Raw genomic sequence first — 22,051 nt, 5'->3', positions numbered from 1 at the left:
GTGTGTGGCCGAAGATCCGGTGTTCACACTGAAGAAAGGGAAAGCAAGATCGATCGATTCGTAAAAATTTTTAGCGAACTTACACTTTCACGCCTATCACTAAAACATCGTCCACCTGTTCGAGGTAGGATTTCCAGTTTTCAAATGTGTGTTCAAGAATTTTTTTCTGGCCGGGCATCGGCAGGTTTGCATTCGCAGAAAGTAAATTCCCGAGTTGTTTGTATTTGAATTTTTTTCCCTGTGGCCCGCCAAACTGATCGGCAAATCCATCGGTGAATGTAAAAACAGTATCGCCTTTCACCAGTTTCACCTTACCGGTTCCGAAAGTTTCTTTTTCTCCTTCGTATTTCCCCACCGGCATTTTATTGGCAGCATACACATTGATCATTCCGTTACGCACGATCCACAAAGGATTATTGGCCGCCGCATAATGAAGTTCCATCTCCTTCAGATCATACACACAGAGCACGCAATCCATTCCGTCCATTACGCTGCTGCCGTCATCCTGCATTTCGTTCTCTTCGGGGTTCAGTGCATGAATGATCTCGTCGCGCAACTGATCAAGAATTTTTCCGGGATCGGTTATATTTTTTTCGATGACAATTTCATTGAGGAATGAAACGCCGATGAGCGACATGAAAGCGCCGGGAACCCCATGCCCTGTACAATCGGCCGTCATGAAAAATAATTTTCCGTTCAAATAAACCGCCCAATAAAAATCGCCGCTCACAATATCTTTAGGCCGGTTGAAAATAAAAAACTCCGGAAGAAATTTTTGGAGGTAGGATTCTGAAGTGAGCATGGCGCGCTGGATTCTCCTCGCATAATTTATGCTGTCGGTGATGGATTTATTTTTTTCCTCGATCAATGCATTTTTCTGCCCGAGAATCCTGTTGAGCCGCTGATTTCTTCGCAGGCTGAAGAAAATAAAAATCGCGAATCCGATCACGAACACCAGCACCGCGAGCGCAAACATTAACAACTGGAATCTTCTTTTCGCTTCATTATTTTTTTTCTCGATTAATGCATCGCTGATGGTTTTGTCTTTTGTGAGTTCTGCGATCGCTTTATCTTTTTTCACCGTCTCGAATTTCGTCTGCAATTCCGAAATATTCTTGTCGCTTTTTTCGCCAAGAACAGAATCATTGATCTGCGAGAAAACCAAATGTGACTCGTACGCATTCCTGTAATCGCCTTTCGCTGCATACACATGCGAGAGTTCATCGTACACACTCAACAACACATCCTGCGATCCGATGTTGTGCGCGATCTGTTCCGATCTCTGCAGATCATTCAAGGCGGCAGCGCTATTTCCTTTTTTCTTTTCCACCTGGGCCATGCTGATGAGTGTAATCGCACTTCCGCGCTGATCGCCGGTCTCCGTTTCCAATTCGTACGCTTTGGCATTATTCTCCTGCGCTTTTGCAAGATCATTGAGCATCACATACACCTGCGCATTATTCAGGTAACACGTGGACATTCCGTTCTTGTCGCCCGCTGCTGTTTTATTCGCAAGCGCTTCATTGTTGTAAAACAAAGCCGAATCGTAAATACCCATTCGTCCGAACACGTCACCGAGATTAACAAGACACGTGGTGGCAATGCTTTTATTTTTTCCTTTTGTCAATAAAAGACATTTTCGGAAATAACCGAGTGCCTGATTATAATTTCCCTTCGAAGTATAGATGAGGCCTATGTTACTCAGGCAGGCCATCTGGCCATTCAGGTTGTTCATTTTTTCTGCGATCTCTTCTGCTTTGAAATAACAATCAATCGCTTTGTCATATTCTCCGCGCTGATCATAAATTCCACCGAGCGTATTGTTTGCAGAAAGTTGCCCGTTAATGAAACCTGTGCTGATGAATAATTGCTGCGCTTCATTCACGTACGTGATCGCGCTGTCGTAATCGCCCTTGAGCGAGAGTGCATACCCGATGTTGTGTTCTGCACGGGCAATCCCGGTTTTGAAATCAAGTTGCGTGGCAAGTGAAAGTGAATTTCTTTCAATAGTAATCGCCGTATCCGGATCCCTCCTGCAATATTGCCAGGCCAATCCATTCATCACATTCACGCGATCGGTATCGCGGCCGGTCAATGGAAGATAATATTTCAGCGAATCAATATTTTTTGTGAGAGGATATTTCATCGCCTGCTTATTCGCTGAAGAAGAATCGGTTTTGTTTTTATTCCCGTCATTTCCGGAACAAGAGAACAGGAAAAAAAACAGGAAGAATAATATTGCCGGAGAAATTTTCATTGGCGTAAAAATCGGGAACGCAAATTACAATTTCGTTTTCAGATGCGATGTCCGTAATACAGAAAATCATTCATGAAACACGGATACCAATGATGAGCATATCATCGGTCTGCTCATACGTTCCACCAGTGGTCATTTTATAATTCATCCACTGATCTACCTCGCGAACGAGCGCTTCGCGTTGTTCTTTCATTGGCAAGCGGTGAATTCTCAGTAGCAATTCCTGGAGTTGCCGGTATTTGAATTTTTTCCCTTTCGGTCCTCCAAACTGATCAGGAATTCCATCGGTGAAAATATAAACGCAATCGCCTTTGGAAAGATTCACATCGTGGTTGGTGAACGGTCGTGGATTTTTCAGATACGCGCCTATTGGTTGTTTATCGCCGGCAACCTGCAGCAGGTTCCCATTCTGAATAATGTACACCGGGTTATTCGCACCGGCGAATTGCATTTTCATTTCCGTAAAATCGATCGCACACAAAGCAATGTCCATTCCGTCTTTGATAGAAAAATCATCCGTCGCTTTTTGCTTCAGTGTTTTAATCACACCTTGGTTGAGATAATCGAGCGCAGCAGCCGGATTATTTACGCCCGGCTCAGTAATGGTTTGTTCGAGTATCGTGTGCCCGACTATACTCATGAAAGCGCCGGGAACTCCGTGGCCGGTGCAATCGAGCGCTGCAATGATGGACAAACGTTTTCCATTTCCCTCTGAAGGAGTAGTGGTCACCGCACTTGCCCAATAAAGATCGCCGCTCACAATATCTTTCGGGCGATAAAAAACAAAATGATCCGGCGCTACGGTCTGCATTTCCTCTTCCGTAGGAAGAATCGCAGTCTGAATTCTTTTCGCGTAGTTGATACTGTCGGTAATGTCTTTGTTTTTCTGTTCAATGATCTCTCTCTGATTCTGCACTTCCGATTCGAGACGAAGACGTTCGCGTATGTCGCGCGCGTAAATGACGATTGCAGGCCTGCCCGCGAATGGCGCAACTTTAGCGCTGCATTCCACCGGGAGAATATCGCCACTCCTGGTGATGAATGGAATATCCTTGTAAATGAGTCCGCCTTTTTCCCAGACATCAGCAACAATAGTTGAACTTTTTTCGAGATACTCTTTGGGATGAAGATCGAACAATGATTTTTTTTCGAGTTCTTTCTGCGAATAGCCGAGCAATACCGATGCACTCGGATTGGATTGGTGAATTCTTCCGTCAACAATATCAATAACAATCATTGCATCGTTTGCCTGGTCGATGATGCTCTGGTAATTGCTGATCTTTTTGTGAAAGCCGTCGTACTGTGATTTCATTTTCTTCATCGAAAGAAAATTCACTGAAGCAAATATTCCTGCTCCAAGTGCGATCACTGCGGCGATTATGAGTCCTGTAAGCATCAGTTTAAATTTTCAAGTACGGAAAAGATCTGCATCGGGTTCAGAAATTCTCCGGCGCGATCGGAACGACAAATGAATTGTACAATTCCTTTCTTGTCGAGAAGAATCGATGCGGGCAATGGGGAACCCACTTCATATTGCTGTCCCATGATCGGTTCAAGATATTGTATGCCGAATAATTTCAGCGCCTCCTGTTTGTCATCGGAAAGAATGCGGTACGACAAACTTAATTTCTCCACCATTTCTTTATTGGTTCCTTTCGGATCGGGACCGATGGCGAGTATCATCACATTTCTTTTCCTGAACTGGTCGCTGTTCTTTTCATACGTACGCAACATGATGTGACACGTAGGGCACCAGTCGCCGCGAACAAAAAGCAGGAGCGCCGGATGAAGATCCCTGAATTCAGAAAGTTTTACTTCATTTCCATTCTCGTCGTTCAAACTGAAATCAGGGGCGGGAGATCCGATCTTCACACCCAGTTCTCTTTTTGCGCCATCTGCAAAAGCTTTACTTTCTTTTATTCCAGCAACAGCACCGACAAGACTGAAGAAAATAATGGGGAGCGGAAAGACCCATCCCATCCATTGCCCTGCACCAAAATGAATATTGGTAAAAATGTACAAACTCAACCCGGAGAAAAGTAAAACGGGCTCCAGCCATTTTGCCTTTACATAGCCAAGAGATGTTATGAATAGTCCCCGAATGAAATAAGTACAACCAATGAGCAGGAGAGCCGTGAGAATGAACGGAAAAGTTTTACAAACACAATCGATGGAATAACCGTAAGAGAGTAACGCAGAAATATTTGCTGCCGAATGCACGGGCAATGTAATTTTTTTCACGAGCATAAGTCCAACTATCCAGCCGATGAACGCAGGAATGGGAATGATCCAGAGCGGAACATTCCACCCCGAATGGAAAAGCGCCGGTGAAAGTGCCGCCAGCAAAAAAGAAATTGCTGTGAGAAGATTATACATTTCCGAAACTTAATTCATTTTATCCACAATAGGAAAGATGAGTGACGGATTAAGGAACTCACCTACTTTATCGGGCCGCGAAACATACTGAACGATCCCTTTTTTATCGACAAGAAAAGATGCGGGCAAAGGAATTCCTTCGTTGTATTTTTCTGCGAATGCATTATCGTATTCCTGCAACTGCACGCCGTATTTCATCGCCGTCTTCTGTCCTTCGTCGGCGAGCACTTTGAAATCGAGGCCGAGCCGTTCCACCATTTCACGATTCACACCCACCGGATCGGGCCCGATCGAGAGCACGAAAATATTTTTTCCTTTGAAGCGTTCGCTTTCTTTCTGGTACGTGCGCAACATCATGTGACAACCGGGACACCAATCGCCGCGGACAAATATGATGAGCAGATTTTTTTCATTTGCAAAATCAGAAAGACTCACCATTTCTCCGTTCTGATCCTCAAGAGAAAAAACCGGCGCTGGTGATCCGATCGCAATTTTGTATCCCTTCATCGTGGAAGCGAGAAGTTGTCTTTTATCTTTCACAATTCCCCAGGTAATGATGCCGCCGAAAATAATAGCAGGCGCGGGCAGCAGCCAACCGGAAATATCACTGTGCCCGAGAATATTTCCGGCGAGATGACATCCTACGGCGAGAAACATCAGCACAAGTTCAAACCACGTTTTACCGGTGTATGCGAAGAACCGGAAGAACATGATGCGGCCGAATGTGGCGAATGTGGCAAACATCATGGTGAAAAGCAGGAAAGGAAAATGATCGATCGGAAAATCGAAAGCAACTCCTGCGATAGCGCCCGCATACAACTGCGTGAAAAACTGAAATCTTCCGGTGAACTTCGAGAAGTCTTTCATCGCTACAAAGTATCCTACTGCAGCAATGATAGCAGCAGCAAGATGAAATTTTGTAAAAAAAAGAATCGTTGCGGCGGCGAGTGCGATGATCAGTCCGCCAGCGGTGAATACCGGGTACTTTCTCATAGGTGAGTAAATATACGTTTTTCAGTCGCGGGCAGATTTCAATTATTTTCGTGTCGTGATAAAAAATATCATTTTCGATCTGGGTGGAGTAATAATCGATCTTGATGCCGCGGCCACCAGCAGGGCATTTGCGGAACTCGGCGCAAAAGATTTTGAGAAGCATTATACTTTTGCAAAGCAATCCGGAATTTTTGATGAGTTTGATAAAGGAAGTATCACGGAAGAAGAATTCAGGAATGAACTCCGGAAATTTTTGCGCAGCGGGGTAAGTGATGAGCAGATCGATCATGCGTGGAATGCAATGCTCATCGGAATTCCCCGCGCGCGGCTTGATCTTTTAAAGGAAGCGGGGAAACAATTCCGGATTTTTCTGCTGAGCAATACGAACGTAATTCATACCCGTTTTTTTTCTGATCCTGTTCACGAAACTTTTCTCTCATTCGATCCCACAAATTTTTTCGAACGCTGGTATTATTCCTGCGAGATCCACATGCGCAAACCTGACCGTGAAATTTTTGAATTTGTACTAGAAGCAAATAAACTCGTGGCGGAGGAAACGCTTTTCATTGATGACGCACAACAACATGTAACCGGTGCGGCACAATGCGGGATTCACACAAAATTTCTAAGGGTAAAAGATGGGGAAGATCTTATCAGTTGGTGGAAAAAAGAAAATTTCAACTGATCTCCTGGCACAATTCGATGAGAACTCCTCCGCAGCTTTTCGGGTGAATGAAACAAACCAGTTTATTGTCGGCGCCTTTTTTCGGTTCTTCACTCAGCAAATGGAATCCTTCCGCTTTCAGTCGTTTCATCTCGGTCCGTATGTCGTCCACTTCAAATGCAATGTGATGAATGCCTTCTCCTTTTTTCTCAATGAATTTTGCAATGGGGCTTTCCGCATTCAATGCTTCCAGTAATTCGATCTTGTTTTCTCCCATCATGAAGAATGATGTGGTAACGCCTTCACTCTCCACCATTTCTTTTTTATATGGAGCAGAAGAAAATATTTTAGAAAATAACTGATCCGACTCTTTTATTTTCTTTACAGCTATCCCGATGTGTTCGATCTTCTTCATGAAAAGTTTTTAAAAAAAGAATCCCGCGCTTGGCGGGATCTTCAATGGTTCAATATTTTTTACTGTTTGAAAAATTCTGCAGTGGTGTTATCGTAATTGAGAAAGTATCCTCCTTTTGCAAGACCGGAAACGTCAATAGAGCTTCCGAATCCTTTTTTGACGATAGTACCATACTGATCATAAATTTCCCAGAGTGTTTCTCCGCCTTCGAAAGTGATCTTGTCTTTCGCTTTTACAGGATAGAATTTGATCGGTGCTTTGGTAGAAGTACATTTTGCAACAGGTGAAGTGCGTGCCTGGCCGGAATAGTCAACTTGCTTTACGCGGAATTGATTTTCCCCTGAATGGGTCACTACTTTAAATGTATAATTGTTCGGGCCTGCCGTTCCTGTTCCATCAACCTCGCCTACTTTCACCCATTTATTCCAGCGGAACTGTTCGATAACGTAAGTAAGTTTTCCCTGCTCCCCGGTGGTGGTCCACTTGAGCATTTCTTCTGTGCAATCAATGGTAATACTTGTAGTAACAAAAGTGGATTTAGGTTTAAGAACTTCGGGATTGAGAACTTTGGGTTTGCAATCGTCTTTGTGAAAAATCTTGATCGTTACAGGATCACCGATCTTGAGATTATAATTACGAAGATCAACTTCAAATGCAGAGGACCCGATCTCATCAGTGGTCACTACATCATTCACCCTTACTTCATATACACAGAAACCGACGCCATTACTATTGAATGGATTCTGCACATAAAGATTTTTTCCCTGGTAAGTGCCTTCGAGGAGGATCATAGATTGGGAATAACTCTTCAGGGTAATAAAGAGTGCTATGATCGATAAGAGTAATATTCTATTTTTCATCACATAAGTGCAGAGCACCTCCGATTTTGACGGGCAATATTAGAACGTTACGAGGGAAAAACAAAATAAAACCGCAATAATTTTCGATAAAACGGCACTTGGCGTCGCCAAGGAATGAAAAAGGAGCTGTACCATTAAAGATGCCTTATAATGAGCTTGTAACATTTATTGCCAAAAACGACCAAAACTTGACCATTTTACTGAAAAGCACTAATCTTGCACGACGAAATTATACCTTTGCCCGATTAAGGCAAAAACGTTACTACAACTCAATTATGAGAAAATTTTTTCTTTTCCTTCCTCTTCTTTTTCTGCTTGGCTCCTGCGGCAATGATACCGCGAATTCCAGGCCCAAAGAAGGAAAGGGCGGTCGAACTTATGGTGGCACTCTGAAATTCAATGAGACGGATAAGTTTCAAACCCTTTTCCCCACTCAGATCACTGATGCGATCTCATCACACATTGCTACACAGATCTATGAAGGACTTGTAAAATTTGATCCGCGTACTTTAAAGATAGCTCCCTGTATTGCTTCAACCTGGGAAGTGGATACATCTGGCACCTTATATACATTCCATTTACGTAAAGATGTAAAATTCCAGGACGATCCTTGTTTTCCCGATGGTAAAGGACGGCTTGTGACTGCGGATGATGTTCGTTATTCATTCGAACTTCTCTGTAAAAACGATGGCAACAACGCAAATTTTATTTCCACATTTAAAGGAAGAGTAGTGGGTGCGAATAATTTTTATAACTCCGGCGCAAATGCAAAACCCGGCTCGCTTGAAGGAATAAAAGTTGTAGATCCTCAAACCATTCAAATCCGCCTCGAAAAACCGAACATCTCATTCCTTTATATACTTGCTAATACAACAGCGAGCATTGTTCCGAAAGAAGCCGTGGAAAAATACGGAGATAAAATGCACGTTGGAACCGGCGCTTTCATTGTATCATCCATAGCCAATGACAGCAGCAGTGTTATTCTTGTTCGCAATGACAATTACTACGGAAAAGATTCGCTCGGCAACATTCTTCCTTTTCTCGACTCCATCAAAATCTCCTATATAGATAATAAAAAATCAGAGCTTGATCTCTTCCAGAATAATCAACTCGATTTTGTTTGGGGGCTGAGTGCAGAAGCTGTTAAGACTTTTGTTCCGCAGGTAATTTCAGAATTCGAACAGAAGCCGCCGAAATTCCTTCTCGATCACTCCTCAGAATTTGTAACGCAGATGTATGAGTTCAATACTACTCGTCCACCGTTTGATAATGTAAAAGTCCGCCAGGCGTTTTCTTATGCCATTGACCGCGATTATATAGTAGAAGAAATTCTTGCCGGTGAAGCTTATGGTCCCGGAATAAACGGGATTTGTCCGCCTGCACTTCCGGGTTATAAAGCAAGTGAAGTAATAGGTTATGAGCAGGAAAAAGAATCGGCAGAAGAAACAAAAAAACAAAAAGATGCTGACCGTGAAATGGCGCGCAAACTTCTTGCCGATGCCGGTTATCCCGACGGAAAGAATTTCCCGAGTGTGAAACTCATTCTCAACAGCGGCGGATCAAGGAATACGCTGGTGGCTGAAGAGATCCAGAACGAGATCCGTGAAGTGCTTCATGTTAATATTGAGATCGCCAATGTTTCATTCCAGCAAAAACTGAATGATGAGAAATTTGCACGCGCCGATATTTTCCGCTCTGCCTGGGTGGCCGATTTTCCTTCTGCCGAATCTTTCCTCTCTTTGTTTTATGGCGCCGATGTTCCCGACAGTACTTCACAACCTTCTTTCCCGAATACCAGCCGTTACAGAAATCCGGAGTTTGACAAATTGTATGACGCCGGAAGAACTGCTAAAACAATTGATGAGGCAAATAAAAATTTCCTCGCAGCAGAACAACTGATGATGGCAGATGCTCCTGTTATCATTCTGTGGTACGATGAGAATTACCGGCTCACGCAGTATCGCGTAAAAAATTTCTATACCAACCCGATGCGCTATCTCGATTTCTCACAGGTGTATCTCAAAGAAGAACCTGCGAAGAAGAATGGAAAAGATTCTGCTTCCGGTGGTGGAAAAAAGAATGACGCTGAAGAACAGCAACACTGATCAGTCAAAATATCTTATCGAACCCCTGTTCAAAAACGAACGGGGGTTTTTATTCAACCCTAATTTCTTTACCCATGAAAAAAATATTTTTCTTCATTATGATGTCCCCGCTTCTCGTGAAAGCCGGCGACAACGAACAGAACATTGAAGCTCCGATCTCCGCCGTCACTGTTTATCTCAGCGGCGTTGAAGTTTCACATTCCAAAACAATTTCACTTTCTCCCGGAAGAAATGAATTGCATTTTGTAGGACTCACATCAAAGCTGATCCCGAAAAGCATCCAATTCACTGCGGCGGGAGATGTTTCCATTCTCTCCATAACCAATCGTATCGATTATATCTACGGTGAGAAAAAAAATGATGTGGTGCTGAAACAACTGAATGATTCTCTCGAAATGATGAGTGACCAGGAAGCGATCTTACAGGGACAGATCGACGCCTACACGCGCGAGAAAGCAATGCTTGATGCGAATCGTTCCATCGGCGGAAATGAGAAAGGAGTAACAAATGCTGAATTGAAACTCAACGCCGATTTTTTCCTGCAGCGAATGACGGAGATCAATACCGAACTCGTGAAGCTCAACAGGAAAACTTCTGAACTTTCTGAGATCATTTCGCGTTTGCATCAGCAGGTGAATGAAGCCAACCAGCGCACCAATCCGCCAATGGGCGAAATAACTATTCTCGTTTCTGTTGGTGGCACTATGAAAATAGAATCGCTTTGCAATCTGAGTTATGTTGCAAGTGATGCGGGCTGGGCGCCGAGTTACGATCTCATTGCGGAAGATGTGGAAAAACCGATCGACCTGAAATACCGCGCAAAGGTTTTCAATAACACGAACGTGGACTGGAAAGATGTAGCGATGAAATTATCAACGTCAGATCCGATGCAGAGCGCACTTGCGCCTGAACTCGACAAGTGGACGCTGAATTTTGATAATGATTACAACAGTTACGGTTACCAGCAGCAACAATATTATAACAACAATAATTACGGTGCGAACAATAATGCTCCTGCTACACTCGAAAGCCAGAATCTTGCCAACTCCGCTCCTGCGCAAAAAGACAGATCGGTGGTGATCGCGGGCGTGATCGATTACAAAAATCAGTCGCAACAGAATCAACAGCAACAATACAACCAGATTGAAATATCAGAACTGAGTGCAGAATTCGATATCAAACAGAAATATGATATTCCCGCAGATGCAAAACCTTATATCGTTGATGTTACATCGTACAATCTCAACGCAACTTTCCAGTACCAGAGTGTTCCGAAAGTTGACCGCGATGCATTTCTTCTTGCGCGCATCACCGGATGGGAAGATCTTGATCTTGTAGAAGGCCCTGCCAATGTTTATTTCGGCGGAACATACATCGGTCAGTCCTATATCTACACACGCAGCACAGATGATACGCTCGATCTTTCTTTCGGACGAGATCAGAAATTAGTGGTGACACGAACAAAACTTTCTGAAGTGAACAACGACAAAACTGTCGGGACCACGAAGAAAGAAACTTTCTCTTATGAAATTGCCGTGAAGAACACGCGGAAATCTATGGTGAATGTGAAACTCGAAGACCAGGTTCCGGTTTCGCAGGATGCAGAGATCACAGTGGAAACTCCGGAACTTTCGAAAGGAGTTCTCGATCCTGCAACGGGAATCATCACCTGGAACCTGAATATTCCGCCGGGAGAAACAGTAAAAGTGAAACTCACTTACGTGATAAAATATCCGAAAAACAAGAGGGTAAAAACACAACGGAAAAAATCTGTTGCTTGTCCCAGCTTCTGAAAATAATTCAACTGCATAATTTTTCTTCAATGAAAGAACGGCTCTCGGCAAATGGAGAGCCGTTTGCATAAAACGTGAAAGACTACTACCAGATACTCGGAATTGCGGATACCGCCGATGAGCAGGAAATAAAACTTGCTTACCGCCGGCTTGCCAAGCGCTGGCATCCGGATGTGAACGCAGGTGCGAAAGGTGCAGAAGAAAAATTCAAAGAGATCGCAGAAGCATACGATATTCTTTCCGACCCTGTCCTGCGAAGTAATTATGACCGCAAACGATCGCGACAGAAATATTATACCGGCGATCTCTCTTTCATGTACGCTTCTGAAAAAGAAGAAGCCGATGCGCGCGACCCGCGCAGGAAAGCGTACTCGCCCGAGGATCTTGCGCGCGCGCGTGAACGCCATCGCACACGTGTGGCTGCGCATATAAAGCGCAGAAAAAAAATTCTTGTCGGAATGGTAATCACCTTCGTTGCTTATATCGTGGCTGCATCGTTATTCGAAAATTATATTCACTCGAAGAAAAAAGATGAACTCAATAACACATTGGGTAATGCATCTCTGAATTCAAATGTGCTGCCGGGAAAGAACGGCGAAATTCAGAATCTCGATTCTCCATACGACACGATATTCGGAAAAGGAATTTACATACAAGCATCGCCGAACGAGATCGTGGTTTACAACCCCGTTTCGGATGCAATAGTATGCGCGGTGGAAGTGGCGCCGCCCCACCGAACGATCCGCAACGAATTCATTCACGCAAATAATGCATTTCACCTTACCGAACTTCCGAACGGTTCATTCACTATAAAAATTTATACCGGTACCGGGTGGGATAAGAATAAATCCATTGATCACGGGAAAAAAATAGGTGGATTCTCAAAGGATGAAGAATTCTTTGCGCTCGATGGAAAAACTTTTTCGCTGCAGAAACCAACCTACGAACACAAGAACACCAATACCAGCGACACCATTATCGTAGATCCCACCAAAATGAATTTCCAACATATTACCGAAGATCAATTCTTCTTCAACGGCGATACCTTGCGCTGATCTTTCCCGGTCATTCCCCAATTCTCGCTTTATTCATTTTATTGACATGATAGACTTATCTTTGCGTTCCTTTTAAAAAACCAGATGTCACAGATTCGGAATATTGCTATTATCGCTCACGTTGATCACGGGAAGACCACCCTCGTTGATAAAATGTTATTGCAGGGAAAATTATTCCGCGAGAACCAGGAAACAGGTGAACTCATTCTTGATAATAATGAACTGGAACGTGAACGCGGCATTACCATTCTCGCAAAAAATGTTTCTGTCGTTTATAAAGGAATAAAAATAAATATCATTGACACACCCGGCCACGCCGACTTCGGCGGAGAAGTGGAACGCGTACTCAATATGGCCGATGGTGTGCTGCTGCTGGTGGATGCATTCGAAGGGCCAATGCCGCAAACACGTTTCGTTCTTCAGAAAGCACTGCAGCAGGGAAAAAAAGCAATTCTTGTCATCAATAAAGTAGATAAACCGAATTGCCGTCCCGATGAAGTGCATGACCAGGTGTTCGATCTTTTTTTCAATCTCGGCGCAACAGAAGAACAACTCGGATTCAAAACTGTTTTCGGTTCTTCGAAACACGGGTGGATGGGACCCGATCATAAAAATCCTGCGAACGATATCAGTTTCCTGCTCGATACGATCATCGAATATTTTCCGAACGCTCCAATGCACGCAGGAATTCTTCAATTACAGATCACTTCGCTCGATTACACTTCATTCGTCGGAAGAATTGCAGTGGGCCGCGTTTTCCGCGGAGTGATCAAAGAGAACATGCCGGTATCACTCATGAAACGCGACGGAAGAATTCTGAAAAGCAGGGTAAAAGAACTTTTTGTTTTCGACGGACTCGGAAAAAAGAAAATTGATTCAGTAACTGCAGGTGATATTGTTGCATTGACAGGAATTGAAGGATTCGAGATCGGCGATACACTTTCAGATTTTGAAAATCCGCAAGCATTGCCTGCGATCGCGATTGATGAACCGACGATGAGCATGCTCTTTACGATCAACAATTCTCCTTTCTTCGGCAAAGAAGGGAAATTCGTTACATCAAGGCATATCAAAGAACGTTTGCAGCGCGAGCTTGAAAAAAATCTTGCGTTGCGTGTTGAAGAAACAGATTCTCCTGATTCGCATTTGGTTTATGGGCGCGGAATTCTTCATCTTTCTATTCTCATAGAAACCATGCGCCGCGAAGGATACGAGATGCAGGTGGGGCAACCGCAGGTGATCATTAAAGAGATCGATGGAGTAAAGCATGAACCAATAGAAGTACTCAGCATTGATACGCCGGAAGCAACTTCAGGAAAAGTCATCGAATTTGTAAGTCAGAAAAAAGGGGAGTTGCTCGTGATGGAACCAAAAGGAGATCTCATTCACATGGAATTTGATATTCCTGCACGCGGACTCATCGGCTTGAGAAATAATATTCTCACTGCAACTGCCGGCGAAGCGATCATGGCGCACCGCTTCAAAGCATACGAACCCTGGAAAGGACCGATTCCAGGAAGGATGGCCGGGGTTCTTGTTGCAAAAGAAAAAGGAACAGCAATGCCCTACTCGATAGATAAACTCCAGGATCGCGGATATTTTTTCGTAGATCCGGGACAGGAAGTTTACGGCGGACAGGTGATCGGTGAACATATTCGCCCGGATGATCTCGTGGTGAATGTAACGACTGAAAAAAAACTGACGAACATGCGCGCGTCTGGCAGCGATGAAAAAACTGCGATCGCACCGGCAATAAAATTTTCTCTCGAGGAAGCGATGGAATACATACAGGGAGATGAATATGTGGAAGTGACGCCGGTTTCCATCCGTTTGAGAAAAGTTCATCTCGATCCGACGGAGCGCGACCGATTGAGGAAGAAGATGGCCGCTGAGTGATGAAAATAAAAAGTCCCCACGAATACTCATGGGGACTTTTCTTTTTATTTCATCAATCACGATTTCGGAGCGGGCGGCGGAATAGCGCGAAGTGATTTCGCGCTGATCAGCATCTTGTCGATATTCTCTTTTTTGAATTCGTTGTCCGTGTTATTCATGTTGTCGCGCACATAATAAGTCGTGTTGTCGATCTTCACGATATGGTAGAAATGACAGAGGGTACGGTCACCGAGATTGATCTCCCAACGCAGATCAGTTGCAGAAGAGTCGGTGAATTTTTTCGGAAGCTCATCGCTCGCAGCAACGATTGGTTTGTATTTCATGGCGTCTGATTCTTCAGCGCTTGCTGAATTGACGATGATATCGTACAATGCGCCTACTTTCACTTCAACGCCTTCAGGAGTTTCGGAGATCACTGCAAGTCCGAAAGTAGAATCCGGAATATTGATCTTGAGCGGAAGTCCTTGTGGTTTGAGTTCTTTTGCGACCATTCCTTTAGGAACCGTGTCTGCCGCTTCTTTGGGTTTGTCGCCTCCGCATGCGGTCCACAACAATGGAATGAAGCATGCGGCAAAAAAGATGATTTGTTTCATGATGTCTGGTTTTTGCTTGATCGGTTATGGTAAAATCTGAATGTTGATTTCAAAGATACAATTTCGGCTGAGTCATGAGCTGATGCGGCGGCGATGAAGATGAAGCGTGATCTTTTTCTGAAAGCGTCGAAAGAAAAAAATATCCGGTGATGAAGAAATTTTTTTCATACTGCATTTTACCAATGAGAAAGCAGGAATATTTAAAATGAAAAAGTCCCGCTGAGCGGGACCTTTTCTTAAGCCTGGAAGGATTACTTCTTCTTTCCTTTTTTAGCTTTCTTAGCTGCCTTCTTTTTGCCAGCTTTCTTTTTGGTTGCTTTCTTTGCCATGGTTTTTGGTTTTTGAAAAATTTATTTGCTGACGAAGTAAGAGAAAATCATGACATAAAAAAAATTATCACCATCATATTTTTCAACACTGCTTTGTTAATAAGGACAAATTGATTACGCATGATTTTTTTTGCACAGATTTTTTTTCGTGATCAGAATTTTTTCTGGCAGATTTTTTTTCTGCAAATGTGAGTTTCCCCAATAGAAATAGGCGATCATTGACGCGCAGAGATTTTTTTCTGAAAATTTTTTTAGCTGAAAATGATCATTCACACAACAATCCCGATGAAGATGAAAATGAAATTTATTTTATCCTCGCCATGTAAAATCCGTCCCCGAAATCAGGATCGAGTCGCAATTCTTCTTCTTTTACATGCAAATGATCCTCCAGGAAGCTATTCACACGCGTTTCTCCTTCTGATGGAAGCACACTGCAACATGCATAAACGAGTTTTCCGTCCTTCTTCAGCAATGCTGCGTACGTTTCAAGAATTTTTTTCTGTTGAAGTTGCAATTCCTGCAAATCTTCCGGAAGAATTCTCCATTTGATATCCGGATTTCTTTTCAGCACTCCGGTTCCGCTGCAGGGAACATCAAGCAACACGCGATCGAATGTTCCTTTCAATGATGAAAGATCTGTTTCTTTCCGGATGAGCATCGTTTCCACTACATCTACTCCGTTTCGCTTGCATCTTGATCTTAGTTCATCGAGTTTTCTCTGCGAAACATCCGTCGCAATGATCTTTCCTTTGTTTTTGATCAGCGCAGCAAGATGAAGCGTCTTTCCTCCGTTACCCGCGCACGCATCGAGCACGCGCATGCCCGGGCTCACGTCGAGAAAAGAAGAAACGCGCATAGAAGAAAGATCCTGCACTTCAAATAATCCTTCGTGAAAAGACGGAAGCGAATACACATTATAGAATTCTTCCACGAGTACCGCTTCCTCACTCTCGTTGACCGGCGATGCACGCACTCCTTCTTCCTTCAGTCGACCGATCAATTGATCGCGCGTAGTACGCAGCGTATTCGCGCGGATGAATAATCGCGGCTGGCGATTCAGCGCCGAAGAGATCTTCTCCCATTTTTCATCGCCCAGTTCTTTTCTTCCTGCTTCATCCATCCAGTCGGGATAGGATTCTTTCATTTTATGAACGCGCAGATATTTTTTCAGTTTTTCTTTCGCTGAATTTGTTTCGCCTTTGTATTCTTTGCCTTCATAAATTTTTTTCCAGACGTTCCACAGTTCCACGAGAAGCTTTACATCATCGATCGTATCGATTCGTTCATAACCAAGAGCAGAAACCAGCGGGCGGCGAAAACGAATAATGCCGTAAAGACGATCCGCCAATTCGCCACGCAAACGATCATCGCGCAATTTATAATGACGGAAAGTTTCATTCAGCGCGCGGTCGGCTGTGAATCCTTTGTGATAATAATATTCCAGCGCTTCTTTGAGCAATGAGATTGATGCCGGGCCGCGATGAACAGATTTTGTTTTGCGCATCTGCGAATGTACTGAGTTATGAGTATTGAGTATTGAGTGCGGAGAATTTCTGATGATTTATTATATCGCGTAACACACCACACTCATAACCCATAACTCATAACTCAGTACTTTCGTATCGTGATAAAATATTTTGTACAGGTCGATTATTGGGGAATTACCTGGCGCGATCCGCAAACTGCCTTCACCAACCTGCTGATGGCGGCGGCGGCACTCTGGTGCGCAACAAAAATTTTCCGGCTGAGAAAAAATCATCTTAGTGCCAAAGACTGGGCGGGATTTTTTCTTTTCAGCGCCATCGCTTCATCCATCGGAATAATTGTTCACGGATTTTCTGCGTACACGAGTGAAGCACTTCATTTCAAAATATGGATAACCATGGGATGGATGCAGATGGTTGCCATTGCATTTGCACAAATTGCAACTGTGAGGATTTATTTCACGGAAAAAATTCAGATCGCAAAAATTATTGCCTCTGTTCAATTCATGCTCTGCGCCGCTTTTATGGTTTACATCCGCAGGTTTGCAGCAGTGAATATTGATCTCGGACTTGGTTTGCTTCCGATCATGATCCTGAACTTCTCTCAATTCTCTGAGAAAAAAGTTCCTTCGGCATTATTGGGAACCGGAATTTCATTGGCAGTGATCCCCGCTGTAGTAGTAGCAACGAAATTCATGCCATCGCCCTGGTTCAATTATAATGACATTGCGCATTTACTCCTGATGATGTGTACGATCGTGATGTATGTGGGCGTGAAAAAAAATCTGTCAGTAGTCAGTAGTCGTTTGTAGGTTGTCATCATTTCCGGATATTGCCTACCTTTCATTATCAATTTTTTGTTCCGATGTTTTTCAACCCCGGATTGATCTTCAAAGCAGTTTGCTTTCTTTTTTTATTCACTGAATTTCTTCCCGCACAAACTCCGAACTGGATCTGGGCAAGAAGTGCCGGTGGCAGCGACTTGGATGAGGCGCGGAAAGTAGCAACTGATCTTTCCGGAAATATTTACGTCACCGGCGATTTTGTAAGTCCCTACATAATTTTCGGGAATGACACTTTATATAATCTTAATCCTGCTACTCCTGATTTTTTCATTGTAAAATATGACAGCATTGGAAATGTTCAATGGGCGCGCAGTGCAGGCGGAGCAGATTTCGATGAAGGAGATGATATTACCTGCGATCTGAATGGCAATATTTATGTAACCGGGTATTACAATTATTACCCGATAACATTTGGCGCATACACGCTGACGAATAGCGGAGGTGCCGATCTTTTTCTTGTCAAGTATGATCCTTCCGGAAATGTTTTGTGGGCAAAAAAAGCAGGCGGAAATGGCGATGATGGCGGTGAAGGAATTATTACTGATAACGCAAATAATATTTATGTGACCGGATCTTTTTCCAGTTCAACCATTTCATTCGGCACTCATACGCTGAGCAATATTGCCTACGGAGATTTTTTTGTGGCGAAATATGATGCCGGTGGAAATTGCATGTGGGCAACATCGGCCGGCGGAAATTATTACGATTATGGTTCTTCAATTGCCACAAATTACAATGCGGATATTTATGTTGCGGGAACTTTTGAGAGCACGCAGATCATTTTCGGAAATGATACGCTGACCAATACATTTTCCCAGAATGCGGATGCGTTTCTCTGTCATCTCGATTCGGCAGGAAATTTCATTCACACAATGAGCGCCGGCGGAACAGAGAATGATTACGGAATGAGTGTGACGTGCGATGGAAGCGGAAATGTTTTTTTTGCAGGAGATTACTACAGCCCTGACATTTCCTTCGCCCCCGACACACTTACAAATGCGAATTGGGGGTTCGGTGATATTTTCATTGTAAAATCTGATCCGAACCTGAATGAACTATGGGCGCGGAGCGCAGGAGGAAACAGTAATGATTATCTCCAGGATATTGCCTGCGAACCCAGTGGCAAATTACTACTCGCCGGATATTTTAAAAGCCCGGTGATCAGTTTCGCAACTTTGAATCTCTCCAATGCGAATTTCCAGTATCACGATCTTTTCGTTGCGGATTACGATGGGAATGGAAATGTGTTGTGGGCAAAAAAAGTGGGATCCAATTATGATGAATACGGAATGGGAATTGCCTGCGATCCTTTTGATAATATTTATACCACTGGTTTGTATTCAAGCGCAGCGGTTTCGTTTGGGAATGCAACACTGGTCAATACTTCTGTCGGCGCTGATATATTTCTTGCAAAACTGAATTTAATGACGGGCATAGAAGATAATTTTTCTGCTGCTGATTTCAGTGTCTTTCCCGACCCGTTCATTACTTCCACGCTTCTTCATTTCGAAAATCCTCTCTCGCACGAAAAACTCCTGATCTATAATTCAAACGGACAATTGGTGCGCGAAATGAAAAATATTTCCGGAACGGATGTTCGTCTTGATCGTGATGGACTTCCCGCAGGAATTTATTTTTTGAGAATTGAAGAATCCGGCTTTTCGGCCAGGATCATTATTGCAGACTGAAGAATTATTTCATTGGGCATTAGGCCTTCATGAAAATATTTTTTCGCAAATCCCCAATGACAATTGGCCAATGGCCTTATTTATCCAGCATCACTCTGTCTTTCCCATCGAAATACGGCGACTGCACCGAAAGAATTTTCAGCGGCTCTTTTGATGTGACCATTGCCGAATGCGGTGTTCCTTTCGGAATGAAAATGATATCGCCGGCTTTGATGTGAAAATTTTTATCGCCAACCGTCATGTCTGCTTCGCCTGAGATCACATACACCTGTTCGGAATGCGTGGCGTGCAGATGCTTCTTCACTTCTTTGGGAACAATGATCACAAAACTGCTCGAGAGCGAATCGTGATACAGGGGTTTGATGTAATTCGTGGTCGTGCCCGCGGGCGCCTGCACCGTGTCGAGCGATTGCACATTTACCTGCGATTTGAGAATGGAGAATGGAGCGAGGAGAAGAGACAGCGTGATGATGAGAAATAATTTTTTCATGGCCGGGAAAGATTGAGTTGAGGTATGAATTCCGCTAATATACGAATGGAAGATGGAGCATGCATGTTGGAAAATGGACTGGTAGTGGGTCAGTTTGAAATTTTTGATATTTCTTTGATCCTTTGTGACTTTGTGGCCTCGTAAGCGTAAGTATTTTCCAGATAAAAATTGTTTTGTTATCAATGAAATTTCGCGATGCCACAAAGACACAATGGCACTAAGTTTCAAACTGAAAATATTGTCAAAATCCAAACTGATACACTACCTGAAATCAGTCCATCCTCCGTCTTCTAACCTCCATTCGTATATTCGCATGTCGTCCTGAGCGAAGTCGAAGGGCACAATCCATTCCCGCTTGAACAAACTATCTTTTTTTACTTTCCTCTTTATTTTCGTTGCATTCATTGTCATAAAATTGCAACAGGTTTTTTCTACCGAACCTTTTATTCGCGATTCGTATGCGCTGAGCTGGGATAATTACGGATACTACCTGCATCTTCCCGCAGCTTTAATTTATCACGATCCGGGAATTGAAAATAAAAACTGGCTCGATTCGCTGAATAAAAAATATCAGCCGGGACGGACTTTTTATCAATGTTATGCCGGGCAGAAAAACCGGCTCGTTAATACTTATCCCGTGGGGCTTGCGATCTGCAATCTCCCGTTTTTTCTTGGCGGACATCTCGCGGCAAAAATTTCCGGTTATTCTGCTGACGGGCTTTCGCCTCCATACCAGTGGGCAATGATCTTCTCTGCTTTATGTTTTGCTATTCTCGGAATGTTTTTTTTTCGAAAACTGCTTCTCCGTTTTTTTGACGATGTGGTGACGACGGCGCTGCTCCTGCTCATTGCATTTGGCACCAATCTTTTTTACTACGCAACTTATGATTGCTGCCTGCCGCATATTTTTCTTTTTGCTATTGATTGCGGAATTCTTTTGCTTACTATTTCCTGGCACCGTGAACAAAAAAGATCAACTGCTCTTTTTCTCGGACTCCTCATAGGGCTTGCCACTATTACCCGTCCGTCGGAAATAGTGTGGATCATCATTCCGTTATTTTGGAATATTGTGGGATGGAAAAGTTTCATTGACAAAATGAAATTGCTCCTGAAGAATTTTTCTCACGCTTTACTTTTTGTTTCAGGAATGATAGCCGTGGGTTCGCTGCAATTATTTTACTGGAAATACACGAGTGGAAACTGGTTCTCTTATGGCCACCAGGAAGGATTTGATTTTCTGCATCCGTTCACCCTTAAAGTTCTTTTCAGTTACAAAAAGGGCTGGTTGCTGTACACGCCGGTCATGGCATTGGCCATATTGGGGTTTTATTATCTCTACAAAAATCAACGACAGCTCTTTTTTGTTTTCACACTTTTTTCCCTTGTCAACTTATGGGTGATCTCTTCGTGGGAATGCTGGTGGTACGCGGGAACATTCGGCCAGCGTCCTTTCGTGCAGTCGTACGGATTGATGGCAATTCCACTGGGATATTTTTTTATTGCCTGGAATAAAATTCTGTGGAAAAAAATTACGGTGAAATTTATTTTACTGTTTTTTGTGCTGCTGAATATTTTTCAAACCGGACAGATCAACGCCGGAATTCTCGATACGTGCCGCATGACAGAAAAATATTACTGGAAAATTTTTGGCCGAACGACCATGAACAAAGATTGGATGGAATTGCTCGAGTCGGATCATTACAATCCATTGCCACCGCTCGCTACCTGCATCAATAAGTACAATGCGAAAGTTGTGCTGCAGGAAGATTTTGAAAATTTCAAAAATGACGGATCGTTTCACGTTCTCGATTCCACTGGTAATCGCGGAAAATGTATTCAACTGGATGCCGGTCATGAATTCGCGATCACGTTTCGCAAACCTTATAATGAACTTACGAAGCAGGAATACCTCCGGGTAGAATTGAGTGCTGATATTTTTGCGACGGATGAATTTTTTCAGAAGCCCGCTTATTTCGCGTTCATGATGAATGGCAAACGAGGCGTTAGTTATGGATACACCAGTGTGGCAATTGATACTGCAATTGTGAAACCGGGGAAGTGGTGCCATTTCAGCGCAGAATATTTCACTCCTTATATATTGCACGAAAGTGACGAACTCGTGGTGCAGCTATGGGATGCCAATCACGCACGCCTGCTGGTGGACAATGAAAAGATCATTTTGTATGAGCCAAAAGAAAAGTAAAGGCA

General features: G+C 43.5%; 17 protein-coding genes. 8 read left to right on the top strand and 9 right to left on the bottom strand.

Translation table 11 applies throughout. The features are described 5' to 3' along the window. Window positions 1-79 precede the first annotated feature (79 nt). The 4 genes from HY064_10300 to HY064_10285 form a co-directional block, all read right to left on the bottom strand. Window positions 80-2,257 (bottom strand): tetratricopeptide repeat protein, encoded by a 2,178-nt coding sequence (locus tag HY064_10300; protein ID MBI3511043.1) that lies wholly within the window; start codon window positions 2,255-2,257, stop codon window positions 80-82. A 70-nt stretch (window positions 2,258-2,327) separates the two neighbouring features. Next, the gene (locus HY064_10295) at window positions 2,328-3,653 is read right to left on the bottom strand and encodes a SpoIIE family protein phosphatase (protein ID MBI3511042.1); all 1,326 of its coding nucleotides are present in this window, start codon (window positions 3,651-3,653) and stop codon (window positions 2,328-2,330) included. Further along, entirely contained in the window at window positions 3,653-4,633 is a 981-nt protein-coding gene (locus HY064_10290; protein MBI3511041.1) for a redoxin domain-containing protein, read from the bottom strand. Before HY064_10290 ends, HY064_10295 begins: the two co-directional genes overlap by 1 nt. A 9-nt stretch (window positions 4,634-4,642) precedes the next feature. Continuing rightward, the gene (locus HY064_10285; GenBank protein MBI3511040.1) at window positions 4,643-5,626 is read right to left on the bottom strand and encodes a redoxin domain-containing protein; all 984 of its coding nucleotides are present in this window, start codon (window positions 5,624-5,626) and stop codon (window positions 4,643-4,645) included. A 55-nt stretch (window positions 5,627-5,681) separates the two neighbouring features. Between HY064_10285 and HY064_10280 the strand changes: the two genes are divergently transcribed. Further along, window positions 5,682-6,311 (top strand): HAD family phosphatase, encoded by a 630-nt coding sequence (locus HY064_10280; GenBank protein ID MBI3511039.1) that lies wholly within the window; start codon window positions 5,682-5,684, stop codon window positions 6,309-6,311. Here the strand turns inward: HY064_10280 and mce are convergent. Further along, window positions 6,304-6,705 carry a methylmalonyl-CoA epimerase gene (mce, locus tag HY064_10275; protein MBI3511038.1) on the bottom strand — a complete coding sequence of 134 codons (402 nt, stop codon included), beginning with the start codon at window positions 6,703-6,705 and terminating at the stop codon, window positions 6,304-6,306. The two genes, HY064_10280 and mce, sit on opposite strands and share 8 nt — an antisense overlap. 59 nt (window positions 6,706-6,764) lie before the next feature. Then, window positions 6,765-7,496 (bottom strand): hypothetical protein, encoded by a 732-nt coding sequence (locus tag HY064_10270; protein ID MBI3511037.1) that lies wholly within the window; start codon window positions 7,494-7,496, stop codon window positions 6,765-6,767. Between the two features lie 344 nt (window positions 7,497-7,840). On the opposite strand from HY064_10270, the gene HY064_10265 reads away from it, so the two are divergent. The 4 genes from HY064_10265 (at window position 7,841) to typA (ending at window position 14,414) form a co-directional block, all read left to right on the top strand. Beyond that, on the top strand, window positions 7,841-9,670 hold the full coding sequence (locus HY064_10265) for a peptide ABC transporter substrate-binding protein (protein ID MBI3511036.1): 1,830 nt from the start codon (window positions 7,841-7,843) through the stop codon (window positions 9,668-9,670). 74 nt (window positions 9,671-9,744) lie between these two features. Then, complete coding sequence (locus tag HY064_10260; protein ID MBI3511035.1) at window positions 9,745-11,463, top strand: DUF4139 domain-containing protein; 1,719 nt, start codon at window positions 9,745-9,747, stop codon at window positions 11,461-11,463. A gap of 74 nt (window positions 11,464-11,537) precedes the next feature. Then, a complete protein-coding gene (locus tag HY064_10255; GenBank protein ID MBI3511034.1) occupies window positions 11,538-12,518 on the top strand; it encodes a DnaJ domain-containing protein in 981 nt (326 codons plus the stop codon). 84 nt (window positions 12,519-12,602) lie between these two features. After that, window positions 12,603-14,414: a translational GTPase TypA gene (gene typA / locus HY064_10250; GenBank protein ID MBI3511033.1), complete on the top strand. Its 1,812-nt coding sequence runs from the start codon at window positions 12,603-12,605 to the stop codon at window positions 14,412-14,414. Between the two features lie 56 nt (window positions 14,415-14,470). Here typA and HY064_10245 read toward each other — a convergent pair whose 3' ends face one another. Together HY064_10245 and HY064_10240 are read right to left on the bottom strand one after the other, a co-directional pair. Next, entirely contained in the window at window positions 14,471-15,007 is a 537-nt protein-coding gene (locus HY064_10245) for a hypothetical protein (GenBank protein MBI3511032.1), read from the bottom strand. A gap of 633 nt (window positions 15,008-15,640) precedes the next feature. Beyond that, a complete protein-coding gene (locus HY064_10240; protein ID MBI3511031.1) occupies window positions 15,641-16,840 on the bottom strand; it encodes an RsmB/NOP family class I SAM-dependent RNA methyltransferase in 1,200 nt (399 codons plus the stop codon). 120 nt (window positions 16,841-16,960) lie between these two features. Here HY064_10240 and HY064_10235 point away from each other — a divergent pair, with 120 nt between their 5' ends. Together HY064_10235 and HY064_10230 are read left to right on the top strand one after the other, a co-directional pair. Beyond that, window positions 16,961-17,632 carry a hypothetical protein gene (locus HY064_10235; protein MBI3511030.1) on the top strand — a complete coding sequence of 224 codons (672 nt, stop codon included), beginning with the start codon at window positions 16,961-16,963 and terminating at the stop codon, window positions 17,630-17,632. A 53-nt stretch (window positions 17,633-17,685) separates the two neighbouring features. Then, window positions 17,686-19,353 (top strand): SBBP repeat-containing protein, encoded by a 1,668-nt coding sequence (locus tag HY064_10230; protein ID MBI3511029.1) that lies wholly within the window; start codon window positions 17,686-17,688, stop codon window positions 19,351-19,353. A gap of 76 nt (window positions 19,354-19,429) precedes the next feature. On the opposite strand, the gene HY064_10225 is transcribed toward HY064_10230, so the two are convergent. After that, window positions 19,430-19,843 carry a cupin domain-containing protein gene (locus tag HY064_10225; protein ID MBI3511028.1) on the bottom strand — a complete coding sequence of 138 codons (414 nt, stop codon included), beginning with the start codon at window positions 19,841-19,843 and terminating at the stop codon, window positions 19,430-19,432. A gap of 355 nt (window positions 19,844-20,198) precedes the next feature. On the opposite strand from HY064_10225, the gene HY064_10220 reads away from it, so the two are divergent. Continuing rightward, window positions 20,199-22,046 (top strand): hypothetical protein, encoded by a 1,848-nt coding sequence (locus HY064_10220; GenBank protein ID MBI3511027.1) that lies wholly within the window; start codon window positions 20,199-20,201, stop codon window positions 22,044-22,046. The last annotated feature ends 5 nt before the right edge of the window (window positions 22,047-22,051 follow it).

The organism is Bacteroidota bacterium (assembly GCA_016194975.1).
Lineage (GTDB): Bacteria > Bacteroidota > Bacteroidia > Palsa-965 > Palsa-965.
Note: the sequence above shows the minus strand (reverse complement) of the source record. Positions and strands in the feature narration are given on the sequence as shown.